Genomic DNA, 23,180 nt, shown 5'->3' with positions numbered 1-23,180 from the left:
TGCGATGTTTCTGAAAGAAACTCGGTTGATAATCTATTGAAAATTTCCAACAGATTCCTGACCAAGTTTACTGCGTAAACATCGCAGTGTCGTAGCACGGGAATGACACATAAATTACTGTTCTTATCAAAACTCGACATTTGGGCTAGTTACTTTATTTTTCAACTCCATCTGACCAGTTGCTAACAACTGTCAAACTGCCGCTAATATCCAGATTCTGAAACTTTATTTCGCTTTCGCTGAATTCCTTTTTGCAGCTTATGGCAAAGTTGCGCAGGTTTACAGTCATAAGCCTGTTGTGCGTGAACATTTTTCCGTTCTTTTTGCCGCTGTAATCAGGCAGGACAAAGTTTGCGCCGCAGTCTGCAATTACAAGCTCTTTTGGGCGGATTGCGACAATTTTAAGCGGTCCGTAAAAGTGCGAATTGCGCTCCTCATACTCTGGGATGTATGCCGTGATTGAAGTCCATGTTGTACTATACCCAGAACTTGAGCCAGTTGCGCTTATTGTTCTCACTGAAGAATCATCTGTCCAGCCTAGAACTTTATAATTTGACAAGTCCGAAGACAAAAGAACAAGCGCGCCGCGGCTGTACACTGTGCCGCCATCAGCTAAAACAAATTGATTTGCAGCATTTAAATTTTTGTCGTTTACAAGAACAGCCACAGTTCCGTCTTCAAGAACCGCTATGTCTGTTATTGTGCCTGAAACACCAAAATCAGCTAAAGTTTTTGTCTCTATTTCATTTGCAGAGCCGCCACTTGTTGTGTAATCGAATGTTGCATAGCCAATTGAATCTGGACACTGGTTAGTATCATCACTGCTGTTAAATGAATAATAAAAATTTTCTCCTTGTGTCGCAATGCACGCAGAAGCAAAAGGAAAATCACCAACAGTCTTTGTAATTGAGGCATATTTATCTGTTTTTTTACATAGATACAGTTTCTTTCCTGGATTTGACCAATAAGCATAAGCTACCCAATAAGTATCTGTCGTACTGTCATAATATGCATCAAAAAGACTTGTATGAGAAAAATTGGTATCCTCTGAAAATGCAGTTCCATATCCATATTCATCACTATCATTATTACCATTAAATATTCTTATTTTTGGGTCATAATAAGTACCTGTAGGGCTTTTTCCAACATACATATAATAAACATTTCCACTATTGTCTTCTGCAAGATTGTAAGAATTTTCCCACTTTCTCTTTTGTGAGCAAGTTGAATAATCGTAGGCGTACATATTGCCGGAATAATCAGAAAAGAGCATATACTTTGAATAATACGCAGTTTGCCCCTCAAGAATCATTTTGATATTGCAGTCGGTGGTTTCGCCAGCTTTTACAGTAATCTTTGTGCTTCCGCTTCCTTCAAGAAGATTTTCAGATGTGTTCCAGGCTTCGGCTGTGGCTGTGTATTTTCCAGGCTCAAGGTCGCCAAACTCTATTACCCCCCCCCACAGTTCCTTCTTCGGTTTGGTCAAAGCCGTCATTATAAAGGCGAACAATGTATTGGTTTGCGTTGCTGCTGCTGTAAGTGTATGTGGCACGCGCGCTTCCGGGCAGGGCAACACGAACAGAGCCGTTTTCGCCAGAGCCAGAGCTCATGTTCATGCACGAAATAAATGCGAATAAAAATGCTGGTAAAATAGAAAAAATTAGCTTTTTCATAAAGATTCCTCCTTGTTAGAGATTCCCGTGTCGCTGCACGGGAATGACAGTTTTCTTGTCATTATCCAGCTTGATCCTATGTCATTATCCGGCTTGACCGGATAATCTATTTCAGATTCCTGACCGAGTTTACTGCGTAAACATCGCAGCATCGTAGTGCGAGAATGACAGTTGTTTTTCCTTGTCATCTTCGGGCTTGACCCGGAGATCTTCCGCATAAAGAATGACAGTTTATTATAATTATGATTCAAAAAAGTTGGTTTGTCAGCATTTGAGGGCATTTTTTTTAACTTTTTTATTGCGTAATCTTTTTACAAACAAAACGGCTTCCTTGCAAAATTCAATGGCATTGAAAATTATCATTGCTTTCTATAGAATAGCCTATTATGAATTTTAATAAGAAAAAAAAGAATCTGCTTGTTCCTATAGCCGTTATATTTTGCGCCTTGTACATTATTTTTTCAGTGCAGCCAATGGGCCAAGAAATTCATTTTACACCGGAATGGACAGAAGACATTTCACATATTCAAGAAAATTCAAATGATGCAAAAAAGATTCCGTTTAAACTTTCCCAGAACATAGGATATTTTACAGCAGACGGAAAAATTGTTTCAGCAATAACATTTCCTTTTAAATCAACAGTTTCAGAAAAATGGTATGCAACATTCGGGGCAAGCGGCACAAAGACCGACTTTTTTTTCGCAGACGGAACTTTAGCTGGAACAATTGACGAAGCCGGATTTCCATTTTTTGACCAAGATAGAATTTTTGTAATGCAGCCGGGCGGAACTTCTTTTGTAAAATGCAATTCAGAAGGAAAACGCGAATGGAACTACGAGCATTATTCGCCAATCACCGCATTTTCATCAAGCAAAAACGGAACTGCCGCAGGATACGCAGACGGAACTGTAATTTCTTTTTTGCCGGACGGAAAAATTGACCAGAAATTTGCGCCTGGCGGAAGCAATTGCGATGTGATTCTTGGTGTTGCAATTTCTGAAGACGGAAACAGAATCGCCTGTGTTTCAGGACAAGATCAGCAAAGATTTATTGTTGCAGAAAAAAACGGCGGACATTCAAAAGTAATTTACCACGAGTATCTTGAAAATTCCATTTCCCGCCAGACGCTTGTAAAATTCAACAACAATTCTGATTACGTTTATTTCAACGGAAAAGATTTTCTTGGAATCGTCAATTCAAAAAAATCCACAAGCAAAAAAATTCCAATCAAAGGGAAAATTTCTCAAATAGAATTTTCTGACAACAATGAGCTTGTTTTTGTTTTGAGCAAAGACGGAAAAAAATACACTGTAACAATTCTTGAATCTTTTGTTTATCCAATGGCATCGTTCAGCTTTGAAGGCGAATGTTCATTTATTCAGACTTATGAAGATTCTCTTTTCATTGGACGGAACACAAAAATTTCAAAAATTTCAATTTCAAAAAAATAGCTAGATAGTTTCTTGCGGAGAAAAAAATGAAAAAAACAATTTTAACTTTAACCTGCGCATTTTTTAGTTTCTGCGGATTTTCGTTCGACTGGCCGCAAAAAGAAACTAATTCAGATTCATTCTATTCGTATTTCGGACAGCTCCGCGGAGGCACAATAAATTCCTCGCTGATTTTTAAAGATCCTTCAGAAGTCAAGGCGGCAGACAAAGGAAGAATAACCGCAATAATTTCAGACCATAGCGACGACTTTGGCTGGTTTGAATCCGCACTGGGAAATTCCGTAATTATTTCACATGAAGATGGACTTTCAACAGTTTATGCAAATCTTGATGACAGTTCAATTTCAAAAGAAATTGAAGAAAAGCAGTTTGTTGAGTCTGGCGAATTTCTTGGGACAAGCGGAAACACAGGCTGGCAAGAAGGACAAAGCTGCCTTGAATTTAAAGTCTTTGATTCAAAAAACAATTCCGCTGTAAATCCAAGAATTCTTATGCCGCGCGCAGGAAGAGAGCTTCCGCTTACAATGGGAACAATAACTTTAACAGATAAAAATGGAGTTTCGCACAATCTTTTGAACGAACGAAGATTGCCGGCAGGAAAATATTACGTTTACAGAACACGCCAAAATGTTGCAGTTCCGTACAAAACAATCACAGCGGTAAACGGAGCAACTGTAGAAAATATTTCCTACGATGTTTTAAAGGAAAGCAGTGGAAAACTTTGTGTAAAAGGAAACGAGCATTACAGCATTAAAGAAATTTATCCAGACAGCACAAAGCAGCTGGCAGGAATTGTTCAGCTGAACAAAGGCTCTTGCACACTGACAATTACAATTGTCAACATCCTGAATTCAGCTTCAACAATTTCCTACAAACTGGACATTTACTAATTTGAATATTGTCATTGCCAGACTGGATACAGCAATCTAAAAATTTACTAGATTCTCCGGTCAAGCCGGAGAATGACAATTGTTGCAGCATGGGAATGACAGTTAGTTAGCAACTAGGCTTTTATTGCTTTTGAAATAATTCCGCCGCCAAGCGTTATTCCGTCTTTATAAAAAACAACTGACTGTCCTGGAGCAACCGCCCGCTGAGGCTCATCGAATACAACTTTGTAAGCTTTGCCGCAAAACTCTTCATTTTCCAACGGCTGGTAAGGCGCAACATGGGCTTTTACAGGCTTTGAAGCAAGACGGATTTTTACCATCGCATCAAATTCACAGCAAGGATCATATTCAGCAGGCCAAACCAAATCGTCTGCAATAAGACCTGAACAAAACAAGTCGCTGTCTTTTCCAAGAACAACTAGATTTTTTTCCTTGTCAATTTCAGCAACATAAAGAGGATAAGGCGCGCTCACTCCAAGTCCTCTTCTCTGCCCGATTGTATAATGCTCAATTCCTTTGTGGCGGCCAAGAACTTTTCCGTCCAAATCAATAAAATCTCCTGGCACAGAAGGCTTGTCTTTAAACATATATTCAAGCATTGGAGCCGGAATAAAATCCTGGCTTTCTTCTTTTTCAGCGGCCTTTAATCCGCGTTCACGGGCCATTTTAAAAACTTCTTTTTTGTTAAAGCTTGCAAGCGGAAAACGGACTTTCTCTAAAATCTCGCTCGGGATTCTGTACAAAAAATAAGCCTGGTCTTTTGTAATATCAAGCGCAGTGTGAATTTGAACTGGACGGCATTTTCCCCTTTCATCTTTTGAAGCATTTTCTCCATAAACTGAAAAAAGAGGTTCTGTTCCGCGCACGGCTTTTGCATAATGCCCTGTGCAAAAATAATCGTATTCAATTCCCAAGTCTTTTAAGCCGGAAAGCATCGCGCCAAATTTTATAAAGCGGTTGCATCTTATGCACGGATTTGGAGTGCGGCCGTTTCTGTATTCGCGCTTAAAATATTCTATTACTTCCTGCTGATATTTTTCTTTAACGTCAACAACGATATACGGAATATTTTGTTCTGCGCAGAATTTTTTATTTTCCTCTATGTCTTCAACTTCCTTTGGGCTGTAGCAGCTGTCTGGAATTTTATAATCGTCAGGCAGATTTAAATCAACCTCTTGCCACAAAGACATTGTAACACAAGTTACATCGCAGCCTTTTTCTTTTAAAAGCATTGCTGTCATTGTAGAATCAACGCCGCCAGAAAGCCCCACGACAACTCTGTCGCCTTTCTTCGGAAGCTCAAGTTCTTCATAAGTCATTGAATTGTAATTCATAAAGCAAGTATAAATAGAATCAATAAAAAATTCAATTTTACAAAAATAAAAATCTCTTTAAATGGAAAGACAGTTTCCAAAAAATCCAGACGCAGAAACTTTTTCATTTGCGCCGATTAAATGGCTTACATCTCCCATCTGCTGAATTCTAAAAACAACTTCTCCGGGAACTCTTTCTTCCGCACCAACAATTGTAACTGAACTTGGAGCAACAAAAAATCCCTGCCAAAGCTGAACAGGGCTAATTCCTGTAAGATGGCTTAGCATTACAAACATCACGCCCAGATGACAGATAAAAACAAGATTTTTTTCATCCAAATCTTTTTGCTCAGGGTCAATGTGAGTGTCTATCAAAGATTCTTCTTTTGAAATATGCGGAAAACAATTATACAAAGGAATTTTTGAATCAATGCGATTGTAGTCATAAGATGCCAAAATCTCATCAAGTCCGCGGCAAACTTCCTTATAATGAAATTCTATGTTTCCGCTTTTCATTGATTTTGTTTGGAAAAATTTTTGGACATCCTTATATTTTTTTTCGCCAAAATAATCGCGCGGAAGCCAGTCCCATGCAATTCTGTTTTTTCCGGTTTTAAAATCTTTTATGTCGTAGTTGAATTCTCTAAGCCAAGGCATTGTTGAAACTTTCATCGGCTGCTTTGAAAAATCTGCATGAATATTTTCTAAGCAAGCTTTTGCCGTAGCCTGCGCGCGTCCCATCGGCGAAACAAAAAATTCTGTTGCATTCAGTTTTGAAATGCGCTTGCCCAAAAGCTCTATTTCACGTTTTCCTTTTTCTGTAACAGAATCAATTGAATAATCAGGATCTCCATGACGAATAAAAATCAAATGCATTTTATTGTTCCTTTTGAAATGTTTTTTATTTGCTCAAGAAAAGTATTTTTTTCAGATAGAAAAATTTCACCCTGAATGGAAATGTCGGTTCCAAAGTTTTCAGTCAGATTTGAAATATTAAAGTCCTCAAACAAATGTTTTACAGTTTGATACAAATCATAGCCGCACGAAAATGAAAATGAAGATTTTTCAACATAAGGTTCGGCTTTACAAACAGAAAGAACTTGTTTAGCACTTTCACTATATGCATGAACAAGTCCGCCCGTTCCTAAAAGTGTTCCTCCGAAATACCTTGTTACTGTAAGCAAGATATTTGTAATTCCGCTTCCTTTTAGAACATCAAGAACAGGACGCCCGGCAGTTCCGCTTGGCTCACCATCATCGCTCATGCCAAAAGTTTCAGATTTTAAACCAACAGAAAAAGCATGAACTACATGGGTTGCATCAAAATATTTTTGCTTAACCTCATGAAGTTTTTCTCTTGCCTGCGCTTGAGTTTCCACAGGAAAAACTTCTGAAATGAAGCGGGAATTTTTTATGATAAGCTCAGCTTTGGATTCTTCAAGAAGAACCTTCATTTTTATCTCCGCCAATCATTCCGTTAACGCTCAAAAATGAAAAATAATAAATTGGAATACAATAATAAATTTTTGCAAGAATTGTATAATATTGAAGGAACGCATAAAATCCGAGCAAAAGAGAAATAAAATTATTTTTTCCAGAAAGAACTGCATTAAGAAAAACCGCAACAAATAAAACTGCAAAATTTTTAAGGCAGACAAAAATCACAAAACCCAGATAATGGAAATATCTTCCACGGATAACAAAAAGGCTTTTTTTAATTGCATCCTTTAAATCTATTTTTTTATTTTCAAGAAATGCATTCCAAACAAAAATAAACGGAAGAAAACAAAATACAAAAACAAAAAAGAAAATCGCTGTGTAAAAAAGTGCAAGAGTAAAAGCCTTTGCAATCTTTTCAGAATCAAGCTGATTTAAGTTTTCATTTGAAAATGCTTCAGCAAAAAAGCTTGAACAGGAAATAATTTTTTCTTTAAATATAAAGAGCAATACGGCAGATACGAACGCTACAAAAACTACAACAAGCGTAAAAAAAACTGAAGAATAAAATATACGTTTTGACTTTTCAAAAAAACCACAGAAGATTCCTCCGGAAGAATTTTTTTTGCCAAGAACAATATTTGTAAAATCAGCAACAATTCCATAGGCAAGCGTAAAAACAACAATAAGTATCAGCGAAGTAAAAACAAATGAAATTACATATCCAATAGCAGAGCCGTTAAAAAGCATTGCAGGAGAAAATCCACTTGTAAGTAAAAAAGACAGCATTACATTAAAAAGCAAAAGCAGCAAAACCGAACGCGCAATATTTTTTGCCAGCCGCTCTCTTAAAACCTGATACATTCTTTTATACTCAGGATTTTTTAATTTTTCCTTATCCAATTTTTTATTCCTGTTTTACAATTTATAAATCAAGTTTCGTCTGCAAACCTGAATCTTCAACTTTTATAGAATCAACATCCTTGGATTCAAGCCGGATTCCGTTAGTCTTCAAACCTTTTTCTTCAAAATCCTGCGCTTTAAATTCTTGGACTGTAATTTTTACACGAGGCTTTTTAGTGTAATTCAAAGTAAATTTAAATTTAGCTCTTGTATCAATGTGAAGAACTTCCATTCCGTCTGGCACAAAATTATAGTCGCGGTTCATAATCCAGCCAGAAATTCGGCAACGTTTTATAAAGCAGTATTTTGTTTTTGGATCACGGTAAATTATTGTAAAAAGAATTTTGCTGATAATATCTTTGTCTGCATAATTGCAAAACCAAATTCCAGAGTCAACAAAAAGTTTATCCGGCACATCGCAAACACTCCAAAGTCCGCTCTTGCGCACAATGAGAATTCTGTCAAAAGGAGTCACTTTTAAAATTTCCCGTCCGCCGTTAACAGAAGTTCCAAGATAGCCTTTTTCATCATACCGCAACGGAGTATCACGCTGAACAATCTGCTTTACATCAACTGCGGAAAATGAAGTTATTTTTGTCTGCCGTTCGAGAAGCGCAGGGCTTATCGCTGTGTGGTCTTGCTTTGGATCTAGCGCGGAAAATTTTTTAAGTTCATCAAGAATTCCACCAAGATATTCAACAGCGCAATCAGTTAAATGCTTTAGCCGACGCGCAATTTCTTTTAAACGTTCATTGATAGCCTTTACCTGATCACGGTTTTTATTTATATCAAAAAGCGAAATTCGTCTGATTGGAATTTTTAAAAGCTTTTCAACATCTTCATCCGTAACTTCTCTTATAAGCTCATCTTTAAAAGGAACAAATCCGTCTTTAACAGCTTTGTTGACAGCTTCGGCAGTTTTCATTTGTTCAATGGATTTGTAAATCCGCTCTTCAATAAAAATACGCTCAAGCGTGCGCTGATGAAGTTCTTCCGTTAAAGAGCCGCGTTCAAATTCAAGTTCGTCTTTTATAATGCCAGTAAGTTTTTTTGCGTAATATTTTATAATTTCCGTAGCCGTCATTGCCACCGGCATATTTTCTTTTATAACAAGCATCTGGCAAGCAATTGATTTTTCGCAAGAAGTGTACGCATACAAAGCCTTTTCCACGTCTTTAGAATAAACGCCTCGCGGAAGCTTTATTTCAATATTGCAGTGGTCAGTTGTAAAATCTTCAACTGAACTGATTTTTATTTTTCCAGCTTTATAAGCCGCATCAATTGAATCAAGCAAATCTTTGGAAGTTGTTTCAAGCGGAAGTTCTGTTATAACAATCTTCTTTTCGTCGCTCAAATCGAATTTTGCACGTGTAATTATTTTTCCGTTTCCATCATTGTAATTGCTTACATCCATAAGACCGCCGGTTGGAGAATCAGGATAAATTTCAAACGGCTCGCCACGCAAGGCTTTTATTTCGGCATCAAGAACTTCTTTAATATTGTACGGAAGAATTTTTGTGGACATTCCAACTGCAATTCCTTCCGCACCGCCAAGAAGAACAACTGGAATTTTTGCACGGAAAGCAACAGGCTCTTTGCTTCGTCCGTCGTAGCTTGGAACATATTCTGTAATATTCGGATTGTACAAAAATTTTTTCGCCAGAGGATGAACGCAGCATTCAATGTAACGGGAAGCAGAAGCTGTGTCGCCAGTGTAAAGGTTTCCAAAGTTTCCCTGACGCTGAATAAAAATTTCTTTGTTTGCAAGAACAACTAGCGCAGCTCCAATCGAAGCGTCTCCGTGCGGATGAAATTTCATACAGTCGCCAACAACACTTGCAACCTTGTGCATTCTGCCATCGTCAATGTTAAAAAGCGTGTGCATTATTCTGCGCTGAACAGGTTTTAGTCCGTCTTCCAAATCAGGAATCGCACGGTCGCGGATAACGTAGCTTGCGTATTCTATAAAATTCTTGTCGAATAAGTTTTTTACAAATGCCATTTAAAAATCCTTATGCATCGATGTCAGCATTGCTAAGCAAATGTTTTTCAATAAAAGCCCTTCGCTCAGGCGTGTTTTTTCCCATGTAGAATGAAAGAAGCTTGGGCACCATTTTAAGCTGGCTTATTTCAACAGGCGTAAGATGAATTGTTTCCGGCGAAATAAAATCTTTAAATTCCGACGGGCTGATTTCTCCAAGTCCTTTGAATCGCGTTGTTTCCGCAGAAGCACCAAGTTTTTTCTGTGCCTTGTCGCGCTCCTCTTCGCTGTAGCAATAAATATTTTCCTTTTTATTTCTTACACGGAAAAGCGGTGTTTCCAAAATAAAAATTCTGCCTGAAGTTACAAGCTCCTCAAAATATCCAAGGAAAAATGTCATCACAAGATTTCTAATATGGAAACCATCGTTATCAGCATCGGTTGCAATTACAATTTTTGAATACTTTAGATTTTCAACATCCTGCTCAATTCCAAGCGCCATCATCAGCTGGTAAAGCTCGTCGTTTTTATAAATCTCACTTTGTTTTTTTCCGTACATATTTTCAGGCTTTCCGCGCAAACTAAAAATCGCCTGATAATCGGCATTGCGTGAATGAGTCATCGTGCCGGAAGCAGAATCTCCCTCGGTTATAAAAATCATGCTGTTTTCGCCTTTTGCGCCGTCCTGAATATGAAAACGGCAGTCCTTTAGCTTTGGGATTCTTATGCTGATTTTTCTTGCGGCTTCTTTGGCTTCTTTTTTTACCGCGCTAAGTTCTGTGCGGAGCTTTTCATTTGCCTGAATTTTTTCCTGAATTTTTTTTGCAGCCTCAGGATTGTGGTGCAGCCAGTCATCAAGTCCGCTCTGAGTTTCCGAAACAATCCACTGTCGAATATCCGTGTTGCCAAGTTTGTTTTTTGTCTGGCTTTCAAAAACAGGATCTTTGACTTTTACAAGAACTGCGGCCGCCATTCCTTCGCGGATGTCTTCGCTTTTATATGAAGTTCCGTAAAAATCATTTATTCCTTTTACAAATCCTTCTTTAAAAGCTGCAAGATGAGTTCCACCGTCTGCCGTGTACTGGCCGTTTACAAATGAAAAATAATTTTCACCGTAGCTATTTGTGTGCGTAAAGGCAAACTTCAACCGCTCTCCCTGATAGCTTCCTATTGCATAAAGCGAAGTTCCTTCAATTTCTTTGTTAAGCAAATCAAAAAGTCCGTTATCGCTTTTGTATTCCTGACCATTGAGCTTTAAAGTAAGTCCTGCATTTAAATAAGCATAATTCCAAATTCGTTTTTCAACAAATTCCATGTTGAAATTGTATTTTCCAAAAATCGCTTCATCAGGAACAAATTCAAAATAAGTTCCGTCCGGCTGCTTTTGCTTTAAATTTCCAGAACGCTGGCTTACAAGTTTTCCTTGCGCAAAAATAGCTTCTGCGCATTGGCCTGCACGAACAGAAACTACGCGGAAATAAGAAGAAAGAGCGTTTACGGCTTTTGTTCCAACTCCGTTCATTCCAACTGAAAACTGAAAAACATCATCATTGTATTTTGCGCCGGTATTAATTTCTGAAACGCATTCAACAACTTTTCCAAGCGGAATTCCACGTCCATAGTCGCGGACTTTTACACGGTTTTCTTTTACTTCGATTTCAATCTTTTTACCAAAGCCCATGATAAATTCATCAATGGCATTGTCAACAACTTCCTTCAGCAAAATATAAATTCCGTCGTTCTGATTTGAACCGTCGCCAAGCCGTCCGATGTACATTCCGGAGCGCAAGCGAATATGCTCAAGCGCATCAAGGTGAATAATTTTATCATCGCCGTAGTCTTTGCTTTTTAAGGCAACTGGCTTTGCGGAGGCTTTTACAACAGAAACGTCAGGGGTTTTTGAAACAACATTTGTCTCTTTCTTTATTTCTGATTTTTTTAGCGCCGGAATTTTCTTTGCGGGAACTTTTTCTTTTGCAGCGGATTTTTTTACTGCTGCTGTCTTTGCAGTTTTTGATTCAGATTTTGCCACTGTTTTTGTAGCTTTTTGCTTTGGCTCAGGTTTAGAAGCCTTTGAAATTTTTGCAGATGATTTTTTTACTGCCGAAGTTTTTTTTTCAGTTTTTCCACCCATAACGCTCTATTTTAATGCATAAAATAAAATTCTTCAATGTAAGAAAAATTCAGTTGTATTTCTATTTTTTAAAGCTTGCCATAAGTTTTTCAAAGTGATTTCTAAATTTTTCGATTTTCATAAGCTTTGGAGGCGGACCATAAACAGCGCAAACAGAAGCAAAAAGAATTTCAAGGCTTTTTAAAATTTCCTCTTCTGAAGTTTTCTTATAGCCGGAACTAGTAAAAACCGCCATTCCCATCAAAGAGCAAGATGCCATTTTGTTAATTGCAATCGCTGTTTCTTTTTTGTAACCATATTTATTTTCAAGAATGTCTATACCTTTCGGCATCCAAAAATCGTCAACTTGTCTTCCGATTTTTCCGTCCACAATATAAATCTGCCTAAAAACAAAAGGGTCGGTTTGCGCAAATTTCAAAAATGCAAGACCGTATGAACGGTAAACAAATTCATTGGGATCTTCTTTACCTTCATTAGATACAGAACTGAAAATCTCATTAAGCTGACTGACAACTTTTTTTACAATGTCGTCTTTAAGCTCGTCCATGTTTTTGTATTCAAAATAAATAGGCTGCGTTGAACATCCAAGTCTAAGAGCAACACGGCGAGATGTAACAGCATCGAATCCTTCTGCCCTAAAAATTTCCAAGGCAGCATCAACTATCATATTTTTAGTAATTTTTTTTGTTGCCGACATAATTTTTCTCTTTATAAAATTTTAAACTTCAACTTGAATTCTTGTTCCAGCCGAAGAAGACTTCTGCGCATAGATTGAATTCAAAGAACGATACGGATTTCTAAAATCTGAAATTTGCTTTTTAAGTTGAACCATTCTAACTTTTAAAAGCGAACGGTTTTTTTCATTCTGGGCAAGCACCTGACTTTGAAGTTTGGACAAATCATTTTGAATCTGCGAAACAGGCAAAGCTTCCTTTGGATTATAAAAAGCCGCTCCAGATTTATTGTAAAGCTCCTGCATTGGAACAATCACTTTCTGCAATGAGCCAATTCCCTGAACAATCTGCGCTTCAAGTTCACTGTGCGCAATCAAGGAATCAGAATCTTCTTCTGTAATTTTATTTTCCTGAGCTTCCAGAACTTTTAAATATTCCTGAAACTTTTTTCTCTGCTGCTCAAGAAGCATTTTGAATTTTTTAAGAATCGCAACACGCTCGTCAAGTTCTTCTTTACTAATTTTTTGTTCCATAAAATTTCTCCGCATCAAAAATAATTCAGCAAATTCAAAGTGAACTTGCAGCTAAAATTATCCTGTTATATTCAGCGATGGCGCAGCTCCCGGAATTTTTGTCTGGGCATTTGCAGTGCTGTTTGAAGCCGAAATCCAAGAGTCCTGAAGCTGGGAAAGCATATCACGAACAAACGAAAGCTTTTTCTTGTCATGGCTTATTGTGGAATCCAGAATCTGCTTGTTAAAGAAAACGTAAAGCGACATAAGATTTTTTGCAATTTCGCCACCCTGCTCCATGTTAAGGCTCACTTCAAGCTCTGTGATTATGTCCATAACTTTTTGCAGATAGTTTCCAAAATTTTCAATGCTGCTTGGAGCAATTTTTCCGTCTTCAGAAATCAATGCAATCGCTTTTTCCAAATTTGAAACAGCACCGTCATAAAGCATTACAACAAGTTTTCCTTGGCTGGCAGTTTTCACTCCGATTTCCCGGTATGCGCTGAACCCGCCATAAGGATTGCTTCCATACGCCATTTTTTTCCTCCCATAGCTTTGCTTCTGCTTTGCAAAAACAAGACTGCTACTTTCGATTATCGGAATTTTAGAAAACGACTTTAGCAAAACAGTGCACATTTTATAGAAGACAAAATATTGAACATAGACTTGAATTTCACTAAAATATCCGATTATGAAAACTTCACAAATTCCATTCAGGACGCTTCGTGATTCTCCGTCAGAAGCAATTATTTCTAGCCATCAGCTTATGATGCGAGCCGACTTAATCAGAAAACTCGGAAACGGACTTTACACATATATGCCGCTCGGTTTAAGAGCATACAGAAAACTTGAAAAAATTATCAAGGAAGAAATTGAAGCTTCGGGCGCAATGGAATTTAAGCCGACTGTAATTGTTCCCGGAGACATCTGGAAAGAAAGCGGAAGATGGGAAACAATGGGACCGCAAATGCTAAAAGCGCAAAACCGACAGCAGCAGGATATGGTTGTAAGCCCGACAGCAGAAGAAGCATACACGGCAATTATGCGACAGGGACTTACAAGCTACAAGCAACTTCCTATAAACTGCTATCAGATAAACACGAAATACAGAGATGAAATCCGACCTAGATACGGAGTTATGCGCGGTCGTGAATTCAACATGATGGACGGCTACACTCTCAACGCTGACGACGAATCTCTTGACCAGTCATATCAGGCTTACGCAAAAGCATATCTTAGAATTTTTAAGCGTCTTGGACTGAATGTAATAACTGTAAAAGCGGACACAGGCGCAATGGGCGGAAGCGGCTCTGAAGAATTTATGGTTGAAAGCGAAATCGGAGATGACACGCTCATTTTGTGCAAATGCGGATATGCGGCGAACGTTGAAAAAGCTTCATGCGCAAAAGACATTCCAGTTGACATAGACGGAAATCCTGTAAAGGCAACAGAAAAAAATTACGAGCCAATCAGCACTCCAAATGTTGGAACAATCGACGACTTGGAAAAACATTTAAAATGCTCAAAGCATCAGCTTTTAAAAACGTTGATTTACAAAGCCACAAATGTCTGCCTTGATCTTAGCGAACTTGACTGCTGCAAAAATTTAAAGACAATTACAGAAGGAAACATAAAATTTTATCCTGAAGTATTTGTTGCGGTCTGTATAAGAGGCGACCTTGATATAAACGAAGCAAAACTCGCAGGATTCCTAAAAGCGTCAGAAGTGGAACTTGCAACTGCAGAAGAAGACACAAAAATCACAGGCGCGCCAGTAGGATTCGCAGGACCTATAAATCTTTCAAGTGTGCCTGTAATCGCAGACAATTCCGTGCTTGACATGCATGACTTCCTTGTAGGGGCAAACAAAGCCGACACACATTTTGTCCACGTTGAATACGGCAGAGATTTTTCTGCATGGAAAACAGCCGACCTTAGAACTGCAAAAGCCGGAGACATCTGCCCTGTCTGCGGAAAGCCATTTTACACAACAAAAGGAAACGAGCTTGGACACATTTTCAAGCTTGGAAAAAAATACACAGAGTCAATGAACGTGACTTACCTTGACAAAAACGGAAAGTCTGCTGTTCCAACTATGGGCTGCTACGGAATCGGAGTTGACCGTGTTCTTGCTTCAATTATTGAATCTTTCCACGATGACCGCGGAATTATCTGGCCGATGTCAACCGCACCTTACCAAGTTGCAATTGTTCCAATAAAATACAGCGGAGCAATGAAAGAAGCGGCAGACAAAATTTATGACGAGCTTTTAAAAGCTGGTGTTGAAGTTTTGCTTGACGACCGCGATGAACGTCCTGGCGTAAAATTCAACGACATGGATTTAATCGGCTTCCCGGTAAGAATTACAGTTGGAGACAAAAATCTTCCGAACATAGAAATAAAAATGCGCTCAAGTGAACAGGCAGAACTTGTTCCGCTTGAAAATGCCGCCGCAAAAGCCAGCGAAATTGTAAAGGCTGAATTCGACAAACTGAATTCATAAAAACTGACTTGCAAAGGAAAAAACATTGAAAAGAATAATCCTGACTTTGACATTTATTTTTATTGCGTCTTTCTCTTCATTTTCTCTTCCGGGAACAAAGCAGTATATTCCTGATATTTCCGGGGAATATGTTTACTACAAGGACAGAAGCTTTAAAAATGAATCCATCGTAGGATTTCTTTTTTACAATGAAAGTACTTACGCCGCACGTTTTTATTCTCCTGCCGATGAAAAAAACAGCACGCCTGAAAAAGACATCACAATTTATGTTTCTGTAAATCCTGAGTCAAAAACCGGAATGGAATTTACAGGAGAAAAAATCCAAGGCGCAACATCCGAACAAGACACAGAAATCATAAATTACCTGCACGACTTGTTTTACGAATTCACTTCGCGCAGGCAAAAAGAAAATCTTGACTCATGCAAAAAAATAAACAGCCAGCAGGATTTTCATCAGTTCGGCGGAAACGTAAACATTCTGTTCAATCCTTATGTTCCAATTTTCAACATTGAAGAAATAAAAGCATCCGATGGTCAAAGCATTTTTTCAATGGAAACTGCAGGACATCTTATGTCTTCAACTGACGAAAGTTTCGCGCTCTTTAAAGGAATTGAAGGACTTCCAAAAGACAAAAAACGCAGCTTCAAAAAAATAAAGGCGGAAGAGCTTGCGGCGGAATTTGGCGCTCAGAAAATCACGCTGGACAAAATGTGGAAGCAGTCAATGGAAAACTTGTGGCTTCTTGAGGACTTTGCAATTCTTTCAATGACAACAATGGCAGTTCCAAAAGAGCAAAAAAATCATGCGCTAGACAGCCTTTTGCGCCGCCTTTGCCAAAGCACAGACTTATCATATTCAATTGCGCCGCAAAGAAAAATTACAATAACTGAAAACGAAATTTCTGTGATGAATGTTTTTTATCAGCCTGAATCAGAAAACGTAACCCGCGACTTTAAAATTATCACACAGAACAAAGACGGCACAATTTCACTTCTTACACTTACAATATTCGACAGCGTTTATCAGAAAAACAGAAGCTACTTTACAAAAATTCTTGAAAGTTACAAAGTTTCCCAGTAGAACTAAAAACTGTTACGGTTTAGCGGAGTGCCAATCCAAACGCCTTCGCTGCCAAGGTATTCTTTCTTTTCGCCGTCCACCAAAAACTGAACATTTTCAACAGTCGGAAACGCAGTCGCAGTAAAGACAATCTGCTGAAGCTGTCCGCGCAAACCTTCAATTCCGTACTGGTTAAATTCAAAGTCGCCGCTAAAATTCAAAATGGCAGTTCCATTTTTTACAGAAGCGCCGATAAGCTTTGTGTTTTCAGAGATGAGCGAACGGCAGCCGGAATTTTCTTCAGAAGCGACCGGACCTTTTATCAAGGCATTTATTGCATCCATAAGCGGACTGTCGGACTTTTTCATTTCGCGGGTAATTTCTTTTCTTGAAACTGAACCATCGCTGTTTATTGTCATAAAATAAAGCTTAAGCTTCATGCTGGAAATCTTTGGCTCGGTTTTTACAGAAACTTCTTTTCTTATTGTTGTTTCTTTTTCTTCTGTTTTCTGCGCGGATTCTTTTTTTTCTGTCTTGGAATTTATTTTTTCCTCAACTGCGGATTCCTGCTGTTTTTTTGCAGTGTCGTTCTGCGCCTTGACATTTTCGTATATATTTTCCTGAGCTGATGATTGCGCGCTTTCTTCTTCAACATGAGAGCCAACACCGTTCAAGTCAATTTCAATAGTTTCAATAGGAGCAACTTCATTTTTGTCAGCAACAGAAGAGTTTTTTACTTCCGCCTTTTCTACAAATTCAGGAGTCTTTAAGCCAGTCTTATTGAAAAAACCAGTCGCCTTTAAGTTGCTTGCAATTTTATCTTGATTTATAAGGAAAATTATAAGAATGAGCAGAGCTGCCAAAACCCAAAGCGCAAGCCCGATTCCCGTTCTCTTTTTCTTTGCATTTTTTTCCGACATAGAAATGAGTATAAACTAGACAGTCTAAATTTTCAATAATGACATGGAATAGACGCTGCGAGTTTTTTATGTTCTATTGAAAGTTATTTTATTTTCATTATAATAGAACAATATAGCAATGGGGCTGTGTACTTTACTTGGTGCGCAGTCCCATTTTTTTTCAGCGGATATAGGAGATAAGATAAAAACAGCCGGAAATGGCGTCTGTTTTTATCTTTATAAGTTTGCATTGCAAACTTTCTTATCCTACTGCAATTTCTCACTTTGTTACGAAATTGCAATAAAAAGTTAATCCTAAAACTGAAGTTTTACTCTTAACTTTTTATAGGAGAAATAAAATGGAAGACACAAAATCAGAAAAGCTAAGCACGGTTTTTGACGGGCTTATTCAAGATTACGAATCCTTGCACAGCTCGCTCAATGAAATATACAACGAGTCGCAAAACATAAGAATTCTTTCATTCAACTCTTCAATTGAAGCGGCAAGGGCTGGAACAGTTGGAAAAGGATTCCGCGTAATTGCAAACGAAATAAAAAATATATCAGAAAAAAACGACACGCAAAACCAGACGTGCCAAAAAGTCGTTGACCAAATTGAAACAAAAATGCACAAGCTGATTGGAATAAGAACTGCGGAAATGGCGTTCGACACAATCGACAAAGTTGACCGAAACCTTTTTGAGCGTTACTGCGATGTTCAGGCTTGGGCAACATTCGGAAAAATAATCGACTGCCTTGCAAATCCTACTGAAGAAAAAAGACGCTCCGCAGAACATACAATAGAAAATCTTGTAAGAATCTATGAAGTTTACCACGACATTCTTCTTACAGACACAAGCGGAACAGTTGTATGCGTGGGCGTAAACAAAAATTTGCGCGGACGCTCAATGCAGAACACAAAATGGTTCAAGGAAACTTCTGAATCCCAAAGCACAACTTATTCAGATATGTACTACTCTGAATCTGTAAAAGACTGGACAGTTTCGTACAGTTGTCCTGTGCGCGCCCAAGACGGAACAATTGTAGGAATAATTTCAACAAGGTTCAACTGGAAATTCATACTGAACATAATTTCAAGCGCAAAAGTTTCTCATTCAGGCGAAATATTCATTATAAACAAAGACGGACTTGTAATAGCTTCAAAAAACAAGGATGAAATTTTAAAAAGACACCTTGCGGACTGGGAAGCATTCAATCATATTTCGCAAGGACAAAAAATGGGATTCTACACAAACAAAACCAGCAGAGCGCTTGAAGTTTTTGGATATTCAAAAACTCCAGGCTACAACTCTTACAAAGGCAAAGAATGGTCGGTCGTAATAAAGGAAAATTATTGATGTTATTCATTAGATTGCCGGGTCAAGCCCGGCAATGACAAATTGTTCCACCGCATTTCATTGCTTGATTTTCTGTCATTCCACACTTGATGCGAGAATCTATATTTATGACAATGTTTTAAAGGGCGATTTTCCAATTCACTGAAACTGGCGTTACAGAAAAATGCACGCTTCCTTTTTTGAATGCTGTTTCTTTTTTTTCTGAATGCGAAGCGATAAGCTCATGCAAAAGCGGGACTCCAATTCCGCAGACAGTGCCAAGTGCCGCGCCAAAAATTGTGTCAGTAAGAAAATGATTTCCGCTTGCGATTCTCAAAGCCGCCGTTCCAATAGCAACTGAGTAAGATGCCGCAACTACAGGAATTTTCCATTTTGATTCAGGAAAATAACGGCAAAATGTATACGAAAGAAATCCTGCGCCCAAAAAAGAATCCGTTGTGTGTCCGCTTGGACTTGAAAACTCAAAGTCATAGTCGTCAAGTTTGTCTGTCGGGTAGCCGTCATAATACATATAAGGCCGGACTCTTCTTATTCCCATCTTCAAAAAATTTTTCGCGCCATAGTCGAAAAGATACGCTTCAATATACATTGTAGTCAGCGTAAGAAAATCTTCCGCGGAAAAAACATCGTTGAAAAATCCTGCTCCATAAACTGCAAACGGAAGGGCAAGATTCACGGCGCAAGTTGCAGTTCCAAGGTTGTCGAGAGTATGATTGTATTTTTGGGAAAGTTTTCTGTCCACAAAATTGACTGAATGTAAATCGTAGCTTCGCTCTGTATACTCAGGAAAGTCCAATGTTTTTTCAGCAATAATTGCAGAAGCTGTAAAAGAAATTCCTGCTCCAAGAATAATTCCGTCCACTGGTGTTAGTTTAAACGGAGAATTTTCTGTTTGCGCAAAAATCTTTGCAAAAAACAAAAAAAGAACAATTGAAAACAAATGCCTTTTCATTTTATTTTTTAAGCTCGTACATTATTACAGAAGCCGCCTGAGCAACATTTAAACTGTCAACTTTAGGTCCGGCTTCTCCCATTCCTGCAAAAGGAATTATTACAAGTGAATCGCAGTTCTGGGCAACTTCTTCGCTAATTCCTTTTTCTTCGTTTCCAAGCACAACTAAAGTCGGTTTTTCCTGGCAAAGCGATTTCATTTCTGAAACTTTGTTCTGCGCCTTTAGTGAAGTTCCAAAGCGAGCCATTTTTCCTTTCATGTCTTTGAGTAAAAATGGAATTGATCTTACAGAATAAATGTTTACAAATTCCATTCCGCCTTCTGCAACTCGGTAGCTGCTGGTTGTAATTGAAGACTGAGATTCATCCAATGGAATTACAATATTCTTTATGCCGAAAAACGCTGCGCTTCTTACAATTGCGCCAAGGTTATTTGCGTTTCCAACACGGTCAAGAATCACAGCGTCTTCTTTTTGTTCAACCCAGCGCGCAGTAATATCTGTATTGAGCGGAAAAATTACAGGAGTGTCAATCATTGCGACAACTCCCTGATGATGAACACTTCCACAAAGTTTCTCAAGCTCAACAGAATCTGCAACTTTATTGTAAGGACGTTTTGAGGCAGCCATTTTCTTGCAAAGCCCGCCAAAGAGAGGAGCTTTTTCTTCCATAAAATATAAACGGCGGATTTTCTGGCTGTTAATTTTTTCCAATGTTTTTACAGCGGCAAAACCGCAAACTGCAAGTTCATTTCTTTGAGTGTTTTTCATAGCAAAAATATATCCGTAAGAAAATAAAAATTCAATTCTGTTTTACAATAAAAATTATTCTTCAAATTTTGAAATCTTTGACTTCCTAGAGCCAGCGACATAAACACTTCCAAGAACAGCGCATGAAAGAACAACCGCGCAAATAACTTCAAAAATTCCGTTTGTAATCATCGTTGTTGCAATAATTGCCGCAAAAGCCTTGAATCCGGAAATATTTTCTGTGCTGATTCCAATCTTTTCAATTGCGCCAAGAACCATCAGAAGAAGTTTATCTCCAAACAAAATAAAAATCGCGCCCATAACTAAAACAGTATGAACAAAAGTTCCAAGGGCAGCGGAAAAAGCAACGCTTATAAATTTTGGCATGTGCGGAATAAAATTGAGCAAAGTAAAAATCGCCCAGACAGCAACAGGAAAAAGAAGGCGAGGCAAAACAGAAACAAGTGGATTCATAAAAAACGGACTTGCCGCGGCTCCAAGCATAAGATTTTTTACAAGGCTAGAAACGCCAAAGACGAATCCAGTTGCAAGCCCCGGAATAAGCCCAGCCAAAAGAGTTGCAAGAATTACAGGAATGTGCATTAAAGTTATTTGGATTGCGTTTCCAAGCTGAATGTATCCAAGCGGCGTAAAACTTAAAATTATGCTGAGCGCAGAAAAAGCTCCTGCCATGGCAATTTTGTAGTTCATGGAATTATTTTCGTTTTTCATTTATTACCTCAATTTTTTAAAATGTTATCAAAAGATTTTTTTTTGCAAAGCGCAGAAGCAAAAGGACGACCAACAAGAATTTCAGAAGCACCATAGCTTTGCGCCTTGAACACATCGTTCCAGGTGCGGACTCCACCGTCCACCCAAAGTTCTGCGCAATTTGACTTTAGCGTTTTAAAGTTTTCAACAAGGAATTCCGCAGAGCTGCCTTCCCGTGTTTCAATGCGTCCACCGTGATTTGAAACAAAAGCAACATCCGGCTTTACTTCTTTAACAAGCTGCAAATCCTCGTCTGTAAAAATTCCTTTTATTACAAACGGAATTCCTTTTTTTGAAAAATATTTTTTCAGCTCAATCAGCAAAGACGAATCTTTTTTTTCAAGCTGAACTTTGTTCCGCATTGTTACAATGTTGTATGCGTCAATATCAATTCCGCAGTATTCAGAAATATTTTGCGCCCACTCAAAACGCTCAAGAATTTTTTTGTTGGCGTAAGGCTTTATAAAAACTGCCGCTTTTTTTCCAACCGACTGAACGGCTTCAATTCCCCATTTTAATTTTGTGTCTGGAACACCATCGCCAATGCTAAGCTTTATTCCAAACTTTGAGCATTCGTCTATCAAGTCAAAGTAAAATTTCTTTTCGTCAAAGTAGCCGACATTTTCAACAGCACCAGTCATTGGGGCAAGCCGTATTTCTTTTTTGCCAAAATCAAACGGACCGAACTCTAATTTCTTCCAAGCGGCGCAATTCAAGATGAAATTTCTATTTGCATTCACACCGCCCATTCCGGGAAGTTCGCCAGTACAGCCAAAACCAAGACATTCAGAGCAGAACCGGCATTTAAAATTAGTCTCCAAGGCAAATACCCAAGTCTCTTGCAGTTTTTATCATAGGATGATCAAGAGGAATATTTTTTACTTTTCCAGCAACGTAGTCAAGCGGAACTGGCTTTATTTTTCCGTTCTGAACAGCAACAAGATTTCCGAATTTTTCCTGAGCAAGAAAATCAGCGGCAGCAGCTCCAATCTGCGTGGAAAGAAGGCGATCATAAGGAGAAGGCGTACCTCCACGCTGCAAGTAGCCAACAACAGTCGCGCGGCATTCAAATCCAGTTGCATCTTCAAGTTCCTTTGCGACTCTTGCGCCTATGGAACACTGCATTGCCGCCCTCGCCTTTTTAAAAGCTTTTTTGTCAAGCAAGGATTCTTCTTTTGACTTTGCACCTTCCGCAACAACAACAATTGAAAAGTTTTTTCCAGCAGATTTGCGTTCTTTTATTTTTTTTGCAACGCTATTTATGTCGTAAGGAATTTCTGGAATCAAAATAGCATCTCCGCCGCCTGCGATTCCTGAATAAAGTCCGAGCCAGCCGGCTTTGTGTCCCATGATTTCAACAATCATAACTCTGCCATGGCTGCAGGCTGTGGTGTGAATTCTGTCAATCGCATCAGTCGCAACATCCAAAGCTGTATAAAATCCAAACGTTACGTCAGAGCCTTCAATGTCGTTGTCTATTGTTTTTGGAAGCCCAATTACATTCAGGCCAGACTGAAACAAAAGACTTGCAGTTGTATTTGTTCCGTTTCCGCCGATACAAACAAGCGCATCAAGATTCCATTTTTTGTAGTTTTCTTTTATGGCTTCAACAGGCAAAAGACCAGTCGCTTCATTTACAACAGGATTTTTAAAAGGCTTTTCTCTTGAAGTTCCAAGAATTGTTCCGCCCTGAGCAATAAGACCAGAAAGCTCGTTTTCAGAAAGAACCTTCATGTCTCCATTTATAAGTCCGCGGTAGCCGTTGAAAATTCCCACAGCTTCCATATTGTACTGATTTTTTGCGGCACGGCACAAAGCCCTTATTGCAGCATTAAGTCCAGGCGCATCTCCGCCGCTTGTAAGAATTCCAAATCTTTTTACCTTGCATTCCATGAACTGAATTATATCTCAATTATTGCAT

22 protein-coding genes are annotated in these 23,180 nt (G+C 38.5%); 5 read left to right on the top strand and 17 right to left on the bottom strand.

Translation table 11 applies throughout. The features are described 5' to 3' along the window. Positions 1-154: 154 nt before the first annotated feature. Both B3209_RS04825 and B3209_RS04820 read right to left on the bottom strand, forming a co-directional pair. The gene (locus tag B3209_RS04825; protein ID WP_296690018.1) at positions 155-1,495 is read right to left on the bottom strand and encodes a hypothetical protein; all 1,341 of its coding nucleotides are present in this window, start codon (positions 1,493-1,495) and stop codon (positions 155-157) included. Beyond that, positions 1,431-1,673 (bottom strand): hypothetical protein, encoded by a 243-nt coding sequence (locus B3209_RS04820; RefSeq protein ID WP_296690016.1) that lies wholly within the window; start codon positions 1,671-1,673, stop codon positions 1,431-1,433. The genes B3209_RS04825 and B3209_RS04820 overlap by 65 nt, the downstream gene beginning before the upstream one ends. Before the next feature lie 386 nt (positions 1,674-2,059). Between B3209_RS04820 and B3209_RS04815 the strand changes: the two genes are divergently transcribed. Continuing rightward, positions 2,060-3,124 carry a hypothetical protein gene (locus tag B3209_RS04815; RefSeq protein WP_296690014.1) on the top strand — a complete coding sequence of 355 codons (1,065 nt, stop codon included), beginning with the start codon at positions 2,060-2,062 and terminating at the stop codon, positions 3,122-3,124. A 26-nt stretch (positions 3,125-3,150) separates the two neighbouring features. After that, entirely contained in the window at positions 3,151-4,014 is an 864-nt protein-coding gene (locus B3209_RS04810) for a M23 family metallopeptidase (protein ID WP_296690012.1), read from the top strand. A 113-nt stretch (positions 4,015-4,127) separates the two neighbouring features. Here B3209_RS04810 and mnmA read toward each other — a convergent pair whose 3' ends face one another. The 9 genes from mnmA to fliS all read right to left on the bottom strand — a co-directional run bounded on the left by mnmA (position 4,128) and on the right by fliS (position 13,505). Next, positions 4,128-5,348, bottom strand: coding sequence for a tRNA 2-thiouridine(34) synthase MnmA (gene mnmA, locus B3209_RS04805; protein WP_296690011.1), 1,221 nt, complete (start codon positions 5,346-5,348; stop codon positions 4,128-4,130). A 57-nt stretch (positions 5,349-5,405) separates the two neighbouring features. Beyond that, positions 5,406-6,203 (bottom strand): histidine phosphatase family protein, encoded by a 798-nt coding sequence (locus B3209_RS04800; protein ID WP_296690009.1) that lies wholly within the window; start codon positions 6,201-6,203, stop codon positions 5,406-5,408. Next, the gene (locus B3209_RS04795) at positions 6,194-6,781 is read right to left on the bottom strand and encodes a YigZ family protein (RefSeq protein ID WP_296690008.1); all 588 of its coding nucleotides are present in this window, start codon (positions 6,779-6,781) and stop codon (positions 6,194-6,196) included. Before B3209_RS04795 ends, B3209_RS04800 begins: the two co-directional genes overlap by 10 nt. Beyond that, the gene (locus tag B3209_RS04790) at positions 6,765-7,667 is read right to left on the bottom strand and encodes a hypothetical protein (protein ID WP_296690006.1); all 903 of its coding nucleotides are present in this window, start codon (positions 7,665-7,667) and stop codon (positions 6,765-6,767) included. The genes B3209_RS04795 and B3209_RS04790 overlap by 17 nt, the downstream gene beginning before the upstream one ends. 22 nt (positions 7,668-7,689) lie before the next feature. After that, complete coding sequence (locus B3209_RS04785) at positions 7,690-9,669, bottom strand: DNA topoisomerase IV subunit A (RefSeq protein ID WP_296690004.1); 1,980 nt, start codon at positions 9,667-9,669, stop codon at positions 7,690-7,692. 10 nt (positions 9,670-9,679) lie between these two features. Continuing rightward, a complete protein-coding gene (locus B3209_RS04780; RefSeq protein ID WP_296690003.1) occupies positions 9,680-11,782 on the bottom strand; it encodes a toprim domain-containing protein in 2,103 nt (700 codons plus the stop codon). Positions 11,783-11,843: 61 nt separating this feature from the next. Continuing rightward, positions 11,844-12,479 carry a TetR/AcrR family transcriptional regulator gene (locus B3209_RS04775; protein ID WP_296664752.1) on the bottom strand — a complete coding sequence of 212 codons (636 nt, stop codon included), beginning with the start codon at positions 12,477-12,479 and terminating at the stop codon, positions 11,844-11,846. 21 nt (positions 12,480-12,500) lie between these two features. Then, positions 12,501-12,989 carry a flagellar biosynthesis protein FlgN gene (locus B3209_RS04770; protein ID WP_296664754.1) on the bottom strand — a complete coding sequence of 163 codons (489 nt, stop codon included), beginning with the start codon at positions 12,987-12,989 and terminating at the stop codon, positions 12,501-12,503. A 57-nt stretch (positions 12,990-13,046) separates the two neighbouring features. After that, the gene (gene fliS / locus B3209_RS04765) at positions 13,047-13,505 is read right to left on the bottom strand and encodes a flagellar export chaperone FliS (protein ID WP_295798189.1); all 459 of its coding nucleotides are present in this window, start codon (positions 13,503-13,505) and stop codon (positions 13,047-13,049) included. Between the two features lie 154 nt (positions 13,506-13,659). Here fliS and B3209_RS04760 point away from each other — a divergent pair, with 154 nt between their 5' ends. Both B3209_RS04760 and B3209_RS04755 read left to right on the top strand, forming a co-directional pair. Next, complete coding sequence (locus B3209_RS04760) at positions 13,660-15,471, top strand: proline--tRNA ligase (RefSeq protein ID WP_296664756.1); 1,812 nt, start codon at positions 13,660-13,662, stop codon at positions 15,469-15,471. 25 nt (positions 15,472-15,496) lie between these two features. Next, the gene (locus tag B3209_RS04755; RefSeq protein WP_296664758.1) at positions 15,497-16,552 is read left to right on the top strand and encodes a hypothetical protein; all 1,056 of its coding nucleotides are present in this window, start codon (positions 15,497-15,499) and stop codon (positions 16,550-16,552) included. A gap of 2 nt (positions 16,553-16,554) precedes the next feature. Here B3209_RS04755 and B3209_RS04750 read toward each other — a convergent pair whose 3' ends face one another. Continuing rightward, positions 16,555-17,451: a GerMN domain-containing protein gene (locus B3209_RS04750; RefSeq protein ID WP_296664760.1), complete on the bottom strand. Its 897-nt coding sequence runs from the start codon at positions 17,449-17,451 to the stop codon at positions 16,555-16,557. 338 nt (positions 17,452-17,789) lie between these two features. Here B3209_RS04750 and B3209_RS04745 point away from each other — a divergent pair, with 338 nt between their 5' ends. Further along, positions 17,790-18,788 (top strand): methyl-accepting chemotaxis protein, encoded by a 999-nt coding sequence (locus B3209_RS04745; RefSeq protein WP_296664762.1) that lies wholly within the window; start codon positions 17,790-17,792, stop codon positions 18,786-18,788. A gap of 118 nt (positions 18,789-18,906) precedes the next feature. Here the strand turns inward: B3209_RS04745 and B3209_RS04740 are convergent, their stop codons facing one another. From B3209_RS04740 to B3209_RS04720, 5 genes are read right to left on the bottom strand one after another with little or no spacing between them, the layout of a single operon-like run. Continuing rightward, the gene (locus B3209_RS04740; RefSeq protein WP_296664764.1) at positions 18,907-19,740 is read right to left on the bottom strand and encodes a phosphatase PAP2 family protein; all 834 of its coding nucleotides are present in this window, start codon (positions 19,738-19,740) and stop codon (positions 18,907-18,909) included. 1 nt (position 19,741) lies between these two features. Then, positions 19,742-20,509 carry a TrmH family RNA methyltransferase gene (locus B3209_RS04735; protein ID WP_296664767.1) on the bottom strand — a complete coding sequence of 256 codons (768 nt, stop codon included), beginning with the start codon at positions 20,507-20,509 and terminating at the stop codon, positions 19,742-19,744. A 54-nt stretch (positions 20,510-20,563) separates the two neighbouring features. Continuing rightward, the gene (locus B3209_RS04730) at positions 20,564-21,220 is read right to left on the bottom strand and encodes an ECF transporter S component (protein WP_296664770.1); all 657 of its coding nucleotides are present in this window, start codon (positions 21,218-21,220) and stop codon (positions 20,564-20,566) included. An 8-nt stretch (positions 21,221-21,228) separates the two neighbouring features. After that, a complete protein-coding gene (locus B3209_RS04725) occupies positions 21,229-22,080 on the bottom strand; it encodes an alpha-hydroxy-acid oxidizing protein (RefSeq protein ID WP_296664772.1) in 852 nt (283 codons plus the stop codon). After that, on the bottom strand, positions 22,070-23,152 hold the full coding sequence (locus tag B3209_RS04720; RefSeq protein ID WP_295798769.1) for a 6-phosphofructokinase: 1,083 nt from the start codon (positions 23,150-23,152) through the stop codon (positions 22,070-22,072). Before B3209_RS04720 ends, B3209_RS04725 begins: the two co-directional genes overlap by 11 nt. Positions 23,153-23,180: the final 28 nt, after the last annotated feature.

The organism is Treponema sp. UBA6852 (assembly GCA_002449305.1).
Lineage (GTDB): Bacteria > Spirochaetota > Spirochaetia > Treponematales > Treponemataceae > Treponema_D.
This window is presented reverse-complemented; position numbering and strand designations above follow the sequence as displayed.

Coding starts and splice junctions, on each gene's coding strand:
- B3209_RS04825 (WP_296690018.1), bottom strand. CDS start 1,495: ATGACGGCTTTGACCAAACCGAAGAAGGAACTGTGGGGGGGGGTAATA.
- B3209_RS04760 (WP_296664756.1), top strand. CDS start 13,660: ATGAAAACTTCACAAATTCCATTCAGGACGCTTCGTGATTCTCCGTCA.
- mnmA (WP_296690011.1), bottom strand. CDS start 5,348: ATGAATTACAATTCAATGACTTATGAAGAACTTGAGCTTCCGAAGAAA.
- B3209_RS04730 (WP_296664770.1), bottom strand. CDS start 21,220: ATGAAAAACGAAAATAATTCCATGAACTACAAAATTGCCATGGCAGGA.
- B3209_RS04775 (WP_296664752.1), bottom strand. CDS start 12,479: ATGTCGGCAACAAAAAAAATTACTAAAAATATGATAGTTGATGCTGCC.
- B3209_RS04815 (WP_296690014.1), top strand. CDS start 2,060: ATGAATTTTAATAAGAAAAAAAAGAATCTGCTTGTTCCTATAGCCGTT.
- B3209_RS04745 (WP_296664762.1), top strand. CDS start 17,790: ATGGAAGACACAAAATCAGAAAAGCTAAGCACGGTTTTTGACGGGCTT.
- B3209_RS04720 (WP_295798769.1), bottom strand. CDS start 23,152: ATGGAATGCAAGGTAAAAAGATTTGGAATTCTTACAAGCGGCGGAGAT.
- fliS (WP_295798189.1), bottom strand. CDS start 13,505: ATGGCGTATGGAAGCAATCCTTATGGCGGGTTCAGCGCATACCGGGAA.
- B3209_RS04785 (WP_296690004.1), bottom strand. CDS start 9,669: ATGGCATTTGTAAAAAACTTATTCGACAAGAATTTTATAGAATACGCA.
- B3209_RS04795 (WP_296690008.1), bottom strand. CDS start 6,781: ATGAAGGTTCTTCTTGAAGAATCCAAAGCTGAGCTTATCATAAAAAAT.
- B3209_RS04750 (WP_296664760.1), bottom strand. CDS start 17,451: ATGTCGGAAAAAAATGCAAAGAAAAAGAGAACGGGAATCGGGCTTGCG.
- B3209_RS04810 (WP_296690012.1), top strand. CDS start 3,151: ATGAAAAAAACAATTTTAACTTTAACCTGCGCATTTTTTAGTTTCTGC.
- B3209_RS04800 (WP_296690009.1), bottom strand. CDS start 6,203: ATGCATTTGATTTTTATTCGTCATGGAGATCCTGATTATTCAATTGAT.
- B3209_RS04820 (WP_296690016.1), bottom strand. CDS start 1,673: ATGAAAAAGCTAATTTTTTCTATTTTACCAGCATTTTTATTCGCATTT.
- B3209_RS04780 (WP_296690003.1), bottom strand. CDS start 11,782: ATGGGTGGAAAAACTGAAAAAAAAACTTCGGCAGTAAAAAAATCATCT.
- B3209_RS04770 (WP_296664754.1), bottom strand. CDS start 12,989: ATGGAACAAAAAATTAGTAAAGAAGAACTTGACGAGCGTGTTGCGATT.
- B3209_RS04740 (WP_296664764.1), bottom strand. CDS start 19,740: ATGAAAAGGCATTTGTTTTCAATTGTTCTTTTTTTGTTTTTTGCAAAG.
- B3209_RS04735 (WP_296664767.1), bottom strand. CDS start 20,509: ATGAAAAACACTCAAAGAAATGAACTTGCAGTTTGCGGTTTTGCCGCT.